At 64.5% G+C, this 13094-nt stretch carries 13 protein-coding genes; 3 read left to right on the forward strand and 10 right to left on the reverse strand.

Translation table 11 applies throughout. The features are described 5' to 3' along the window. Positions 1–633: 633 nt before the first annotated feature. On the reverse strand, positions 634–870 hold the full coding sequence (locus PAA8504_RS10270; RefSeq protein WP_108894107.1) for a YdcH family protein: 237 nt from the start codon (positions 868–870) through the stop codon (positions 634–636). A 153-nt stretch (positions 871–1023) separates the two neighbouring features. Between PAA8504_RS10270 and PAA8504_RS10275 the strand changes: the two genes are divergently transcribed. After that, positions 1024–1956, forward strand: coding sequence for a hydrogen peroxide-inducible genes activator (locus PAA8504_RS10275; RefSeq protein WP_108894108.1), 933 nt, complete (start codon positions 1024–1026; stop codon positions 1954–1956). Between the two features lie 11 nt (positions 1957–1967). Here PAA8504_RS10275 and PAA8504_RS10280 read toward each other — a convergent pair whose 3' ends face one another. The 5 genes from PAA8504_RS10280 to PAA8504_RS10300 all read right to left on the reverse strand — a co-directional run bounded on the left by PAA8504_RS10280 (position 1968) and on the right by PAA8504_RS10300 (position 6944). Next, positions 1968–2981, reverse strand: coding sequence for a cytochrome d ubiquinol oxidase subunit II (locus tag PAA8504_RS10280; RefSeq protein WP_108894109.1), 1014 nt, complete (start codon positions 2979–2981; stop codon positions 1968–1970). Positions 2982–2985: 4 nt separating this feature from the next. Continuing rightward, a complete protein-coding gene (locus tag PAA8504_RS10285) occupies positions 2986–4422 on the reverse strand; it encodes a cytochrome ubiquinol oxidase subunit I (RefSeq protein WP_108894110.1) in 1437 nt (478 codons plus the stop codon). Positions 4423–4443: 21 nt separating this feature from the next. After that, entirely contained in the window at positions 4444–4989 is a 546-nt protein-coding gene (locus PAA8504_RS10290; protein WP_108894394.1) for a GbsR/MarR family transcriptional regulator, read from the reverse strand. An 89-nt stretch (positions 4990–5078) separates the two neighbouring features. Further along, on the reverse strand, positions 5079–6083 hold the full coding sequence (locus PAA8504_RS10295; RefSeq protein WP_108894111.1) for a hypothetical protein: 1005 nt from the start codon (positions 6081–6083) through the stop codon (positions 5079–5081). 78 nt (positions 6084–6161) lie between these two features. Continuing rightward, positions 6162–6944 carry a hypothetical protein gene (locus tag PAA8504_RS10300; protein WP_108894112.1) on the reverse strand — a complete coding sequence of 261 codons (783 nt, stop codon included), beginning with the start codon at positions 6942–6944 and terminating at the stop codon, positions 6162–6164. Between the two features lie 10 nt (positions 6945–6954). Between PAA8504_RS10300 and PAA8504_RS22045 the strand changes: the two genes are divergently transcribed. Beyond that, positions 6955–7128, forward strand: a complete 174-nt coding sequence (locus tag PAA8504_RS22045; RefSeq protein ID WP_181375759.1) for a hypothetical protein — start codon at positions 6955–6957, stop codon at positions 7126–7128. A 266-nt stretch (positions 7129–7394) separates the two neighbouring features. Here PAA8504_RS22045 and scpA read toward each other — a convergent pair whose 3' ends face one another. Next, a complete protein-coding gene (scpA, locus tag PAA8504_RS10305) occupies positions 7395–9518 on the reverse strand; it encodes a methylmalonyl-CoA mutase (protein ID WP_108894113.1) in 2124 nt (707 codons plus the stop codon). Positions 9519–9609: 91 nt separating this feature from the next. Here scpA and PAA8504_RS10310 point away from each other — a divergent pair, with 91 nt between their 5' ends. Continuing rightward, complete coding sequence (locus PAA8504_RS10310) at positions 9610–10083, forward strand: DUF4174 domain-containing protein (RefSeq protein ID WP_108894114.1); 474 nt, start codon at positions 9610–9612, stop codon at positions 10081–10083. A gap of 88 nt (positions 10084–10171) precedes the next feature. On the opposite strand, the gene PAA8504_RS10315 is transcribed toward PAA8504_RS10310, so the two are convergent. The 3 genes from PAA8504_RS10315 to PAA8504_RS10325 are packed head-to-tail and all read right to left on the reverse strand — an operon-like array spanning position 10172 to position 13039. Next, complete coding sequence (locus PAA8504_RS10315; RefSeq protein WP_108894115.1) at positions 10172–10777, reverse strand: hypothetical protein; 606 nt, start codon at positions 10775–10777, stop codon at positions 10172–10174. Positions 10778–10781: 4 nt separating this feature from the next. Beyond that, entirely contained in the window at positions 10782–12830 is a 2049-nt protein-coding gene (locus PAA8504_RS10320) for an acetyl-CoA carboxylase biotin carboxylase subunit (RefSeq protein WP_108894116.1), read from the reverse strand. Then, positions 12830–13039: a hypothetical protein gene (locus PAA8504_RS10325; RefSeq protein ID WP_108894117.1), complete on the reverse strand. Its 210-nt coding sequence runs from the start codon at positions 13037–13039 to the stop codon at positions 12830–12832. The genes PAA8504_RS10320 and PAA8504_RS10325 overlap by 1 nt, the downstream gene beginning before the upstream one ends. Between the last annotated feature and the right edge of the window lie 55 nt (positions 13040–13094).

Here is a 13094-nt window from a genome sequence, read left to right on the forward strand (position 1 = left end):
ATGTGCTAAAAGGCGATGGCGGCCGCGGGCTATGCTGTAGAGTGCATGACGGCACATTCGGTCCGTAGATGACGGCCCATACCGGACACTCAACATCGCGATATTCACTGTAGTGCGGCTTCTCCGAAGGCAACATTCGCACCTGCGTGCAGCATTACGCTGCATCACGAACTCAGCGTGAATGCCTGAACTGCAGTTGGGCATAGCACGTTCGATACATGGTTTTTGGAAGGCTTGGCTCGAAGGATGTTCTTGACGACATGACTATCGAGTTAGAATGGCAGATTGGTGTCCGGCCCGGGGACGACACCTTTGCGAACCACCGCGACAGGGAACAGGTCACGCTAGTCTCTTAAGCTACTACTGGAAACGTGCTTTATCGGTGGCCGCCCGATCGGCTCGGTGGGTGAGAGGGGCTTTGCCCCTCCCTCGACGGCTTACGTGCTAATCAGGATGCTCTGTCATAACGGTATGCGTCGTTTGCGTGGTCTTTGGTCCTCGCAGGCCCATCTGCGTCGTTGGGCACACCAGGGTCGTCCGGTAAGAGAGCGCTTCGCATATCTTTTAGATCGGCGCTGTGCATCCGGCCGATCCCGGTGTTGCGGAACAGGAAATTGAAATACAGCATGGCCGTCACGCCGCCCCCAGCGGGAACTGCGCGCCGTTTGGGTTGCGCATGACAGTCTCGTGGCGAGCGATCTGATCCTTCAGACGCAGGCGACGGCGCTTCAGGTCCTGCAGGGACATGCTGCACGGGGCGGGCCGCTGCAATTCGTCTTCGATGCGCGCCGCCAGATCGAGATGGCGCCGGCGCAGGTTGGCGACCCTCGTCTGAAGGGAGGGCAGGTTCCTGGCGGACGTCATATGCATTTGATTTCTCCGTAGATAATGTTTCGCGGTGACCACCGTGGCCACAGGATGAATATGGGCTGGGGATGCGATTGGATAAATATAGACCAACCTGAAAGTCCGATTGGTTTTTCCTATATTAATCGGACAGCTTCCGTCGCAGAAGGACGCCCCATGGCCGCTGACGTCACTTTGAAACAGCTGACCTATTTCGTGGCGCTTGCAGACACGCGCCACTACCGGCACGCCGCCGAACGGGTCGGCATCAGTCAGCCATCGCTCAGCCAGCAGATCGTGGGACTGGAAGAGGTGCTTGGGTTGGAACTGGTCGAACGCGGCCAGCGCGGTGCGGTGCTGACCCCGAACGGCAGGACGGTACTGGAACAGGCGCGGAGGATCTTGGACGAGGCACAGATTCTGCGCACGCTGGCCCAAGACGCCCGCGAAGGGTTCAGCGGGACGATCCGCCTTGGCTCTACCCCAACGCTGGGGCCGTACTTGATGCCGCACGTCATGCGCCAGCTTCACGCAGCCTATCCGTCGTTGAAGGTGATCGTGCGCGACGCCACACCGGTCGCTTTGCAGGAAGAGCTATTGACCGGGCAGCACGACCTGATCCTGACGCAACTGCCGGTGGCGTCGGGGGATACCGAAGTCATGCGGCTGTTCAGAGAGCCGTTGAAGCTGGCGATGGCGCGGGACCATCCGCTGGCTGCCCAAAAGACCATCGCGGACGCGGATCTTGCGGGGCTGGACGTGCTTGGCTTGTCGGACGCCTACCGCTTGCACACGCAAGTGGCAGCGCTGTGCGAGGAGTTGGGCGCGAACCTGCGGCGCGATTATGAAGGCACCAGTTTGGACGCGGTGCGGCAGATGACGGCCCTTGATATGGGTATCAGCTTTCTGCCCGCCCTTTATGCCCGGTCGGAGGTGTCCTCAACGGCAGGCGACGTCATCATCCATCCGTTCCGCAAGGATCGGGTCACGCGTTCTATAGGACTGGCCTGGCGACGGCGATCAGCCCATCGCGACCTGATCCGGCGCATGTCGGCGTTGATCACCGATGTGGTGCGCGACAGGTTTGCCGGGGTCGTGGTGATCGAGTAACCGGGTGCGCGTCAGTCGTAGCGCAGCTCGATCGCCTTGCCGCCGAAGATCACGTAGGCGAGCACCGAGTAGGCGATGATGATGGGCACGACGAAGCAGGCCCCGACGAAAATGATGATCAGGCTTTCCGGCGCCGCGGCGGCCTCGTAGATCGTTAGCCGCTCCGGCACTACGTAGGGGTAGAAGCTGTAGGCAAGCCCCACGTAAGCCAGCGCGAAGATGGCGCTGGAGGTCGCGAAGGGCAACCAGTCCCAGCGGTCGCCCGCGAAGGGCATCCGCCGCAGCATCCACCACAGCGTTACGACCAGCGTACCAGAGATCAGCGGCAAGGGGATCAGCCACAGGATCTCTGGATAGGTGAACCACTTGGCGAAGATGCGGTCATCCACTAGCGGTGTGGCCAGCGACACGGCCCCTACGCCCGCAATGATTCCCCACAGGCTGCGCCGCGCCCAGCGCAGGGCCTTGGCCTGTAGGGCATCGGTCGTCTTGTGAACCAGCCACGCCGCGCCGATGAAGCCGTAACCCACCGCAAGAAAGACCGACGTGAGTGTCGCGAAAAGGTAGGTTTCGGCCGACTTCTCCAGCCCCATGACGTAAAGGCCCAGCATGAACCCCTGCGCCAGTGCCGTGGTCAGCGAGCCTGCAAAGAACAGACGGTTCCACAGCGCCTTGTGGTGATCGCGCGCCTTGGCCCGGAACTCGAACGCGACGCCGCGCAGGATCAGGCCGATAAGCATGGCGAAGACCGGCAGGTAAAGCGTCGACAGGATCATCCCGTGCGCCGTCGGGAAGGCCACCAGCAGCAGCCCCACGGCTAGCACCAGCCAGGTCTCATTCGCGTCCCAGAACGGCCCGATAGAGCCGATCATCCGCTCCTGCTCGGCCTTTTCGGCCAAGGGGAACAGGATGCCGACGCCCAGATCGAAGCCGTCCAGCACAACGTAGACCAGGATCGACAGACCCATCAGAGAGGCGAAAGCCCAGGGCAGCCAGTCGGCGGGATTGGAAAAGTCGGGAAGCATTGGTTTACTCCGCTGGGGTCAGGGCAGTCACCTGCGCCTTGCCCGAATGGGACATGCTGATAGCGCGGGCGTCCTGCCCCCGCGCGGCCTTCCGCGCGAGGTAGGCGATCACCCCGACGTAAGAGGCCAGCAGCACGGCATAGACCGCGAGGTAGGCCACCAGCGTGCCCATCACCATGGGCGCCGGCACGTCAGCCACGGCCATGTCGGTCGTCATGACGCCTTGCACCAACCACGGCTGGCGGCCGATCTCTGTCGTGTACCAGCCCGCAAGCGTGGCGACCCAGCCAGAGAATGCCATCGGCACAAGCGCCCAAAGGATCGGCTTGGGCAGGCCCTCGACCGCCAACCAGTGGCCTTTGATCCGCCCCTCGTGCCGATTGCGGCGCAGCCACATGAAGGCCGCAGCGGACCAGCTTAGGGCCAGCATCGCCATGCCGGTGCCGACCATCACGCGGAAGGACCAGAACACGGGGCTGACCGGCGGGTGCATGACCGTGCCGTCTTCGGCCACGAAATCGTTCAGGCCCTTCAGCTTACCGTCCCATTCGTGGGTCAGGATGAAGGACGCGAGGCCTGGGATTTCCACGGCATAGCGGTTGGTGCGCGCCTCTTCGTCGGGCAGGCCGAACAGGACCAGCGGCGCGCCTTCCTGCGTCTCCCACAGGCCCTCCATCGCCGCGACTTTGGCGGGCTGATGCTCTTTAGTGTTCAGGCCGTGCATGTCACCCATAAGGATCTGCAATGGGATCAGGATCGCGCCCATGGCCACGCCCGTCTTCAGCATCGCGCGCACGTCACGCGACCGATCCCCGATGATCCAGCGGTAGGCCGAGACACCCGCCACCAGGAACGACACCGTCAGGAACGACGCCAGCATCATGTGGCCGAAACGGTAGGGCATCGACGGGTTGAAGATGATGTCCCACCAGCTTGTCGCACGGGCGACGCCGTCGATCATCTCGAAGCCCTGCGGCGTATGCATCCAGCTGTTCAGCACGATGATCCAGAAGGTCGACAGGGTCGTGCCGAAGGCCACCAGCGCGGTCGCGGTGATGTGCAGCCAGCCCGGGACGCGGGAAAAGCCGAACAGCATGATGCCGACGAACGCGGCTTCCAGGAAGAACGCAGTCATGATCTCGTAGGCCAGAAGCGGCCCGGCGATGTTACCGACGGTTTCCATGAAGCCCGGCCAGTTGGTGCCGAACTGGAACGACATGGTGATCCCCGACACGACGCCCATCGCGAAGGACAGCGCGAAGACCTTCACCCAGAACCGATAGGCCGCCATCCATTTTTCATCGCCCGTGCCCGCAAAGCGCAGGCGGAAGAACAGCAGCACCCAGCCCAGTGCGATGGTGATCGTCGGGAACAAGATGTGGAATGAGATATTTGCCGCAAACTGGATGCGGCTCAGGATAAGGGTGTCGAGAGCTTCCATCGTTTTGTCTTCGGCCCACGGTTAGCGTTTCGTCGACGGCAGGTAGCCACCGACCTTGTCAATCAGGCCCGCAAGCCGGCTGCCGTAGGTCATCAGGCGGACCAGTTTCTCGGTCTCCAGCCGGGCCATGTCTTCGTAGAAATCCGTCATCATCTCGATCATCTCGCGCAGTTCCGAGATGCGGGCTTCGGAGTAGTCGTCGCCCGCAGGTCCCTGCATCTCAAGCGCGCGCAGCTTCGACAGGGTGGGGTCGATTTCCCGCTTCTTGCGCTCTTCGATCAGGATGCGGACGATCTCCCACAGGTCATCTGGCGTGGTGAAATGATCCTTGCGGTCGTCGGGCACGTGTTTCAGCCGCACCAACCGCCACGCCTGCAACTCTTTTAGCCCCATCGAGGTATTCGACCGGCTGATGCCAAGTGCTTCGGTGATCTGGTCGGCGTTCAGCGCCTCGCTCGACAAGAAGAGCAGTGCGTAGATCTGCCCGACCGTCCGGTTGATCCCCCAACGGCTGCCCATCTCACCGAAGTGAAGGACGAACTCCTGGTGTAGCGGCGGCAATTTCATCGGTTGAACCATCGATCTACAGAGCTTTCAGTAATTTCCGAAAGTTCAGATATGACGATCAACGGTAGCCTTCAACCGCTGCTGACTTCCTACTGAGCAAAAAACTTGGTGTAGATTAGATAGTACAGCGAGGGATCGCTCTGTTTCGCCTCGGACACATCGACCTGGGCACCGCGGGCCCCGACCAGCGCGGTATAGCCGGGCCCGCCATACATGGCGAAGTTGATCGCGGCCTGGACTGCCGCGGTGACATCGACGCCTTCCATCGCCCCGAACATCCGCGCGGTGATCCACCCGCCGCTCGAGATAGGGTAAAGCTTGACCCCGCCGGCCGAAACCGCCCCCCATGCGGAGGTCCAGTCCGCCACGACGCGGTAGGCGAAGCCCTCCTCGCGGGTCCGAACCAGCGTTCCCGGGTTCATCTCGCCGGTGAAGGCCAGAAGGGTCTGGGCGCTGTCGAAGAGCACCTCGCCGATCCAGTCGACGAATGTCGCGCTGCCCAGATCGTTGCGGTAGATGGCGGTGCCCGGGCCGTTCTGGAACAGGAACGTCTCGCCGTCGGCGGTCGCGGTTTCGGCCTCCTCGAGGGTGCCGGTGAATATCCGGTTGCCCGCGACCAGTCCCGCGGCGGCCGCCTGGTCGCGCGACACCCCGGCCTCGGCCGCATGTCCGGCCGAGGCCAGCCGATGCGCGTCGGCGATACCCGCCTGGGCCTGAGCGAGCGGAACCTGGGCGGCCGACCTGTCGGCTTCCGCCCGGGCTTCGGTCACCCGGTCCAGGGCATGCTTCATGGCGACGCCGATCGGGGCATCGCCAACCCGGGCCCACTGCCCCGCACCGATATCGCCGGATTTCTTGTAGGCGCCGTTCTGGGGCTCCACACCGTCGTTCCAGACCGTGCCGATCGTGCCCTCGGGCCAGTCGAGATCGGCATCGAGCTCCTGGAGCGTCTCGTAGGTCGCGCCGAGGCGGCTTCCGATCGCGGCCGCGACCTGATCCATCGAGGCGCGAACGGTCGACCCTTCGCAGTTGCCGAGCAGCTCGTCCAACTGGGCGGCTTTGGCGAGATCGATCGTGGCGATGCCGTTTGACATGATCGGGACCTTCGGTTGGGATCGCGCCGATCATCGCGCGCGCGCGATCCCCGATCCGCCCACAAGCCCGTGCGGGGGTCAGTCGATGAAGGCGGGAAACGGTCCGACGAGTGGCCCGTGGATGCCCTCGGCATAGACGGGGGCAAGCCAGTACTCCCACGCGCCCGGCGGGGCGCAGGCGGCCGTCTCACGATAGAGCAACACGTCGTCGATGGTCCCGTCGAACGTCGCACTGGCGGCCAAGATAAGTGCCGTGGGCGTGGCCGGTGCCATGAGCGTTCCGGCAGAGCGCCCCAAGGCGGCAATGCCCGCACCTGCCGAGACGGTGTCGCCCGCAAGCTGGGGCACGATCTCGCCGGCGTCGATACCGGCGATCGTCACGGCCAGCCGGTAAGTCTCGCCCGCCTCGAGCGCGAGGGTCTGGACGAGGTCGCCGGCGTCTCCAGGCGCCTGCTGGGCGCTCCCCGCCGAGATCGTCCAGCCGGGTCCCACGGTCCAGTCTCCCGAAAGGTCGAAGGTGCCATCGGCGAGCAAAGAGGTCCGGGTCGCATCGCCGTCGACGAAGTAGGCGGTCGAGGCCGAGCCGACCGCGCGGGGCGCGCCCAGGGCGTCGTCGACGATATCCGGTGATGCCCCCGGCCGGGTACGGCAGATCAGGATGGCCGCCACGCTCTCGTCGGGCACCGCGACCGTGGTCCGTGCATGCCCCGGCAGCCCCTCGACCGTGACGGCGCCGGCGTCGAGCGGGGTGGGCAACGCGGCGTTGTCCGAGCCGATCACGTGGGCCGCCACTTGGGAATAAGGCCCTTCGATCCCGTCGCGGGTGATTGCGAGCGCCCTGATCTCGACGGTGTCGCCCAAGCCGTAGGCGGTGATCTCGACGCCCCTGCGCCGGGGTGACGACCTCTCCGGTGAAGTCGGCCGCGCCGGCAAGCCGATGGTCGACGCGCAGAAGTGCCGGCTGAACCAGGTCGAGCGGATCGGGCTCGACCAGGACCGACTGTTCCGTGCTCTCGCACCCCGGATCCGCCGGCGGACCCGTTAAAACGGCTTTGAACATTCAAGATGCGCGGTGCCGATGGGGGAGTCGAGGCCAGCGCGATCACCGGTCCGACCCGGCCGCTCCAGGGCGTCGGCTCCTCGGCATCCGTGAGCGTGTCGATCTCGGGCGCCGCCGGGATCATCATGCACGACGCCCTGACCTTTGAACTTGGCGATCGGCCCTTCTTTTCAGGAAGGGCCGGTACCGGGGCTTATGAGTCGACAGTGGGGCTTCGCCCCGGACCCCAGGGTATTTCGGCAAGGATGAATTTACGCGGGCTCTGTCCGGGCATCCCGGATAAGGGCGAGGACGCGCGCGGCCGCTTCGGGGATGTTTGTGCCGGGCCCGAATACCGCGGCGACGCCCGCATCCTTCAGGACCTGATAGTCGCGCGCAGGGATGACACCGCCACAGATCACCAGAATATCGCCGGCGCCCTTGTCCTTCAGCGCCTGGATCAGCTTCGGCGCGTTCGTCAGGTGGCCCGCTGCCTGGCTGGACAGGCCCACCACGTGGACGTCGTTATCGACCGCGTCCTGCGCGGCTTCCTCGGGCGTCTGAAACAAGGGGCCGACATCAACATCGAAGCCGATATCGGCGAAGGCGGTCGCGATGACCTTAGCGCCCCGGTCGTGGCCGTCCTGGCCAACCTTGACAACAAGCATGCGCGGGCGGCGGCCTTCCTCTTCGGCGAAGGCCTCGACGTCGTTCTGGATCTTCTCGTAGCCCGCGTCGCCTTCGTAGGCCGCGCCGTAGACGCCCGAGAGGGTCTTCACCTCGGCCCGGTGGCGGCCGAACACGTCCTCAAGCGCCTGGCTGATCTCTCCCACCGTGGCGCGGGCGCGGGCTGCCTCGACCGCCAGTTCCAGAAGGTTGCCATCGGACTTCGCGCCCTCCGCCAGGGCCGTCAGCGCGGCGTCACAGGCGGCCTGGTCGCGGGTGTCGCGCAAGGACTTCAGGCGCTTGATCTGGCTGTCGCGCACGCCGGCATTGTCGATCACGCGGATATCCAGGTCTTCTTCCTGTTCCAGCCGGAACTTGTTCACGCCGACGATCACTTCCTCGCCGCGGTCGATCCGCGCCTGCTTGGCGGCGGCGGCTTCCTCGATCCGAAGCTTGGGCATGCCGGACTCGACCGCCTTGGTCATGCCGCCCAGCTCGTCCACCTCGGCCATCAGTTCGCGAGCCTTTTCGATCAGGTCGGCCGTCAGTTTCTCGACATAGTAGGAGCCTGCCAGCGGATCGACCACGTTGGTCACGCCGGTCTCGTTCTGCAGGATCAGCTGCGTGTTCCGTGCGATCCGGGCCGAGAAATCGGTGGGCAGGGCGATCGCCTCGTCGAACGAGTTCGTGTGCAGCGACTGCGTGCCGCCCAATACCGCGCTCATCGCCTCGTACGCCGTGCGCACCACGTTGTTGTAGGGGTCCTGCTCGGCCAGGCTGACACCGCTGGTCTGGCAATGGGTGCGCAGCATCTTGGACTTGTCGTCCTTGGCGCCAAGCTCGGTCATGATTTCGTGCCACAGGAAACGGGCGGCGCGCAGCTTGGCGGCCTCCATGAAGAAGTTCATGCCGATGGCGAAGAAGAACGACAGGCGGGGGGCGAAGCTATCCACATCCATCCCCCGCGCCATGGCGGTCTTCACGTATTCCTTGCCATCGGCGAGGGTGAAGGCCAGCTCCTGCACCAGGTTCGCGCCGGCCTCCTGCATGTGATAGCCGGAGATCGAGATCGAGTTGAAGCGCGGCATCTCTTGCGCGGTATAGTCGATGATGTCCGCCACGATCCGCATCGAAGGCGCGGGAGGGTAGATATAGGTGTTGCGGACCATGAACTCCTTGAGGATGTCGTTCTGGATGGTCCCCGACAGCTTGGCGCGGTCCACACCCTGTTCTTCCCCTGCCACGATGAAGCTGGCCAGAACCGGGATCACCGCACCGTTCATGGTCATCGACACGCTGACATCCTGAAGCGGAATACCGTCGAACAGGACCTTCATGTCCTCGACCGAGTCGATGGCGACCCCCGCCTTGCCCACGTCGCCTTCGACCCGCTCGTGGTCGCTGTCATATCCCCGGTGCGTCGCCAGATCGAAGGCGACCGATACGCCCTGTTGCCCGGCGGCCAGCGCGCGACGGTAGAAGGCGTTCGATTCCTCGGCCGTCGAAAAGCCAGCATATTGCCGGATGGTCCAGGGACGGCCCGCATACATCGTGGCCTTCACGCCGCGGGTGAACGGCGCCTCGCCCGGCATCGAACCCATGTGGTCGCCCGTGGCATCGTCGGGGCCGTGAACGGGGAAGATATCGATCCCCTCGGCGGTGCGCCACGTCAGATCGTCCAGCGCGCGGCCGCGCAGTTCCTTCTCGGCCCGGGTTTTCCAGTCGGTCATGCGTCGCCTCCCTTAGGCCGCCCGCGCCGAATTGATCGGGGGCGGCGTTCTGCCTCTTCGTTTCAGCGCGGACCGTGACTACATTCAAGCCATGAAAATCCGAACCTTGCTGAGCGTCGCCCTGTCCATAGCCGCCCTCGCCGCGCCTGTCCCGCTGTTAGCGCAAGAGGACGGGCAAAGCGCGGTGGCCCGGTGGCAGGCCGACCCGACCACGATCTTTGACTCGACCGAGGTCGATCTGGATGAATTCCTGTGGATCGCGCGCCCCGTCGTCGTGTTCGGTGATGCCCCCCAGCAGCCCGCCTTTCAGGACCAGATGGACCTGATCGCGCGCCGTATCGACGATCTGGCGCGCCGCGACGTCGTCGTTGTAACCGATTCCGATCCCGACGCCGGGTCCGAGATCCGCACGGCCCTGCGCCCGCGCGGTTTTCAGATGACGCTGATCGGCAAGGACGGCGAGGTTAAGTTACGCAAACCCTCGCCATGGAGCGTGCGGGAAATTTCGCGCTCCATCGACAAGATGCCGATGCGCCAGCGCGAAATCCGCGACGGCGGCAGTTGATTGCGCCACGGGTGCGCAGTGCCTATATTAATGACAGGAGGAGCGATCATGCCTCGCAAGAACGACATTCCCTATACCCCGATCCCCGTCACGGGTCGGACCGGTCCCCGCCCCGGTTACTGAGGCGGCGCGCCAAGTCCTCGGCGCTGTCTTTCCCTTCGGCCGCGTATTCCGCGATGATCCGCAAAGCGTGATCGCCGAAAAGGAACGCTTGGATCTTCATTTCGATATAGTCACGGTAAATGGCGCTGCGCCGTTCGGGCGAAAGCTTTGCATAGACGTCCCCCCGCATGTCCGACGCGAATTCGCGGATTGCCCTGAGTTGCAGGTAATAGGCGACGATGGGGTCGATCGAGACGCGGGGCAGGACGTGGATCTGTGCCACCAGTGCATCGAAGACCGGCGATGGGCGCTCCGTCGGCACGAAAGGGACGAACCCCGAATCCTGCACCATTCGCGCGCACATCACTTCCGCATGCTCGGTCAGGGCCTCGGGACTGCCGAGGTTGAACAGGTTCGCCCCGATCTCGGCATAGATCGCGCGGTGGCTGTCGCGGAGACGTTCCATCCGGTCGGCGTACCGTTCGCGCCTGTTCTGCCAGCCGTTGACCAGCCAGCCGACCGCGACGAAGGCGCCGGCGACGACCGCCTGCCAGATCCGGGGATCGCGCAGGATCTCGGTCGCCGCGGACATCGCCTTATTCGAACTCCATGATCACCTCGTCCACGGCCAGGCTGTCGCCCTCGGCCGCGTTGATCTTGGACACGACACCCTTGCGTTCGGCGCGCAGGATGTTCTCCATCTTCATCGCCTCGATGGTGCAGAGCGCCTGCCCCTGCTGGACTTCGGCGCCGTCTTCGACGTGCAGCTTCACCACGAGGCCCGGCATCGGGCACAACAGCAGCTTCGAGGTGTCCGCCTCGACCTTCTCGGGCATCAGGCGGGCAAGCTCGGCCTGGCGGGGAGAGTAGACTTTCACCACCAAGTCGGCACCCCGCGTGCGGACGCGATAGCCGCCGGTGATCCGCCCGACCTTAAGCACCAACGGTTCGCGGTCCACGTTCAGCACCGCCAGGGGCTGTCCCGGCTGCCAGTCGGACGTGACGCGCATGGACCGGCCGTCGGCGAAGCGAACGGTCGCCCCCTCGCGGTCCGCGTCGGTGGTCAACTCGACCTCGCGGTCCTGGATCGTGACGACCCAGTCGCTGCCCACGCGACGCTCGTGATTGTCCATCCGCCCCGAGATGCGGGTGCGCCGGATTTCGGCCACGCGGTTCATCGCCGCCGCTGCGGCAGCGATCCGGTCGATCTGATCGTCGGGCAGGACCGCCCCCTCGAACCCGTCGGGATATTCCTCGGCGATGAAGGCCGTGGTCATGTTGCCCGAGACGAACTTGTCGTGATCCATCACCGCCGACAGGAACGGCAGGTTGTGGCCTATCCCCTCAAGCTCGAACCGGTCGAGCGCCAGGCGCATCCCCTCGATGGCACCTGCCCGATCCGGGGCCCAAGTGCACAGCTTGGCGATCATCGGGTCGTAATACATGCTGATCTCGCCGCCCTCGAAGACGCCGGTATCGTTCCGCACGGCCGTATCGCCCTCGGGCGCGCCGGCTTCATGCCATTTTCCGGCCTCGGCCAGCGGACCGGCAGCGACTTCCTCGGGCGGACGGTAGCGCGAAAGCCGCCCGATTGAGGGCAGAAACCCGCGATACGGATCCTCGGCATACAGGCGGCTTTCCATGGCCCAGCCGGTCAGCGTCACCTGGTCCTGCGGCAGCTCCAGCTTCTCTCCTGCGGCGACCCGGATCATCTGTTCGACGAGGTCCACGCCCGTGATCAACTCGGTCACCGGGTGTTCGACCTGAAGCCGCGTGTTCATCTCGAGGAAGTAAAAGTTGCGGTCGCCGTCCACGATGAACTCGACCGTGCCCGCGCTGGTATATCCCACGGCCTGCGCAAGTGCCACGGACTGCTCGCCCATCGCCTTCCGCGTCGCTTCATCCAGAAACGGCGACGGCGCCTCTTCGATGACCTTCTGGTTGCGCCGCTGGATCGAGCATTCGCGCTCGCCCAAGTAGATGCAGTTGCCATGCTGGTCGGCCAACACCTGGATCTCGATGTGGCGCGGCTGGGTGACGAACTTCTCGATGAAGATGCGGTCGTCGCCGAAACTGTTGGCCGCCTCGTTCTTGGACGACTGGAACCCCTCGCGCGCCTCGTCATCGTCCCACGCGATGCGCATGCCCTTGCCGCCACCGCCCGCGCTGGCCTTGATCATCACCGGATAGCCGATCTGCGCGGCAATCTTCGCCGCCTCGTCGGCATCCTCGATCAGGCCCATGTGACCGGGCACGGTGGAAACCCCCGCTTCGTCGGCCAGCTTCTTCGAGGTGATCTTGTCGCCCATCGCCTCGATCGCCTTCTGTGGCGGACCGATGAAAGCCACACCGGCCGCGTCCAGCGCGGCGGCGAATTTCGGATTCTCCGACAGGAAGCCATAGCCGGGATGGACGGCTTCCGCCCCGGTTTCGCGGATCGCCTCCATGATCCTGTCGATCACGATATAGGACTGGTTCGCCTGCGCGGGGCCGATATGCACCGCCTCGTCGGCCATGCGGACATGCAGGGCATTGCGGTCGGCATCCGAATAGACGGCCACCGTTTTGATGCCCATGCGGCGGGCCGTCTTGATGACGCGACAGGCGATCTCGCCACGGTTGGCGATCAAGATCTTCGAAAACATCACCCGACCTCCGGAGAGGGGCTGTCATAGGCGCAAAGCTGCGGGACCACGCCCTTGCACGGATCGCCGGGCTCGTATTGCGGGCCCGTGCCCCCCGTGGCACCTCCATCCGGCGTTGCAAGCGGAACCGTGCCTTCGACAGGGGCGCAGGCGGCAAGGGCCAGCGTCACGGCAACAATCGGCGCAAGCCGGCAAAAACGATCCAACATCGGTGTCCCTCCGCAATTTACCGGATGGAATGGCATCATTTCCCCGCGCTGCACA

The sequence above is a fragment of the Palleronia abyssalis genome (assembly GCF_900302445.1).
Classification (GTDB): domain Bacteria; phylum Pseudomonadota; class Alphaproteobacteria; order Rhodobacterales; family Rhodobacteraceae; genus Palleronia; species Palleronia abyssalis.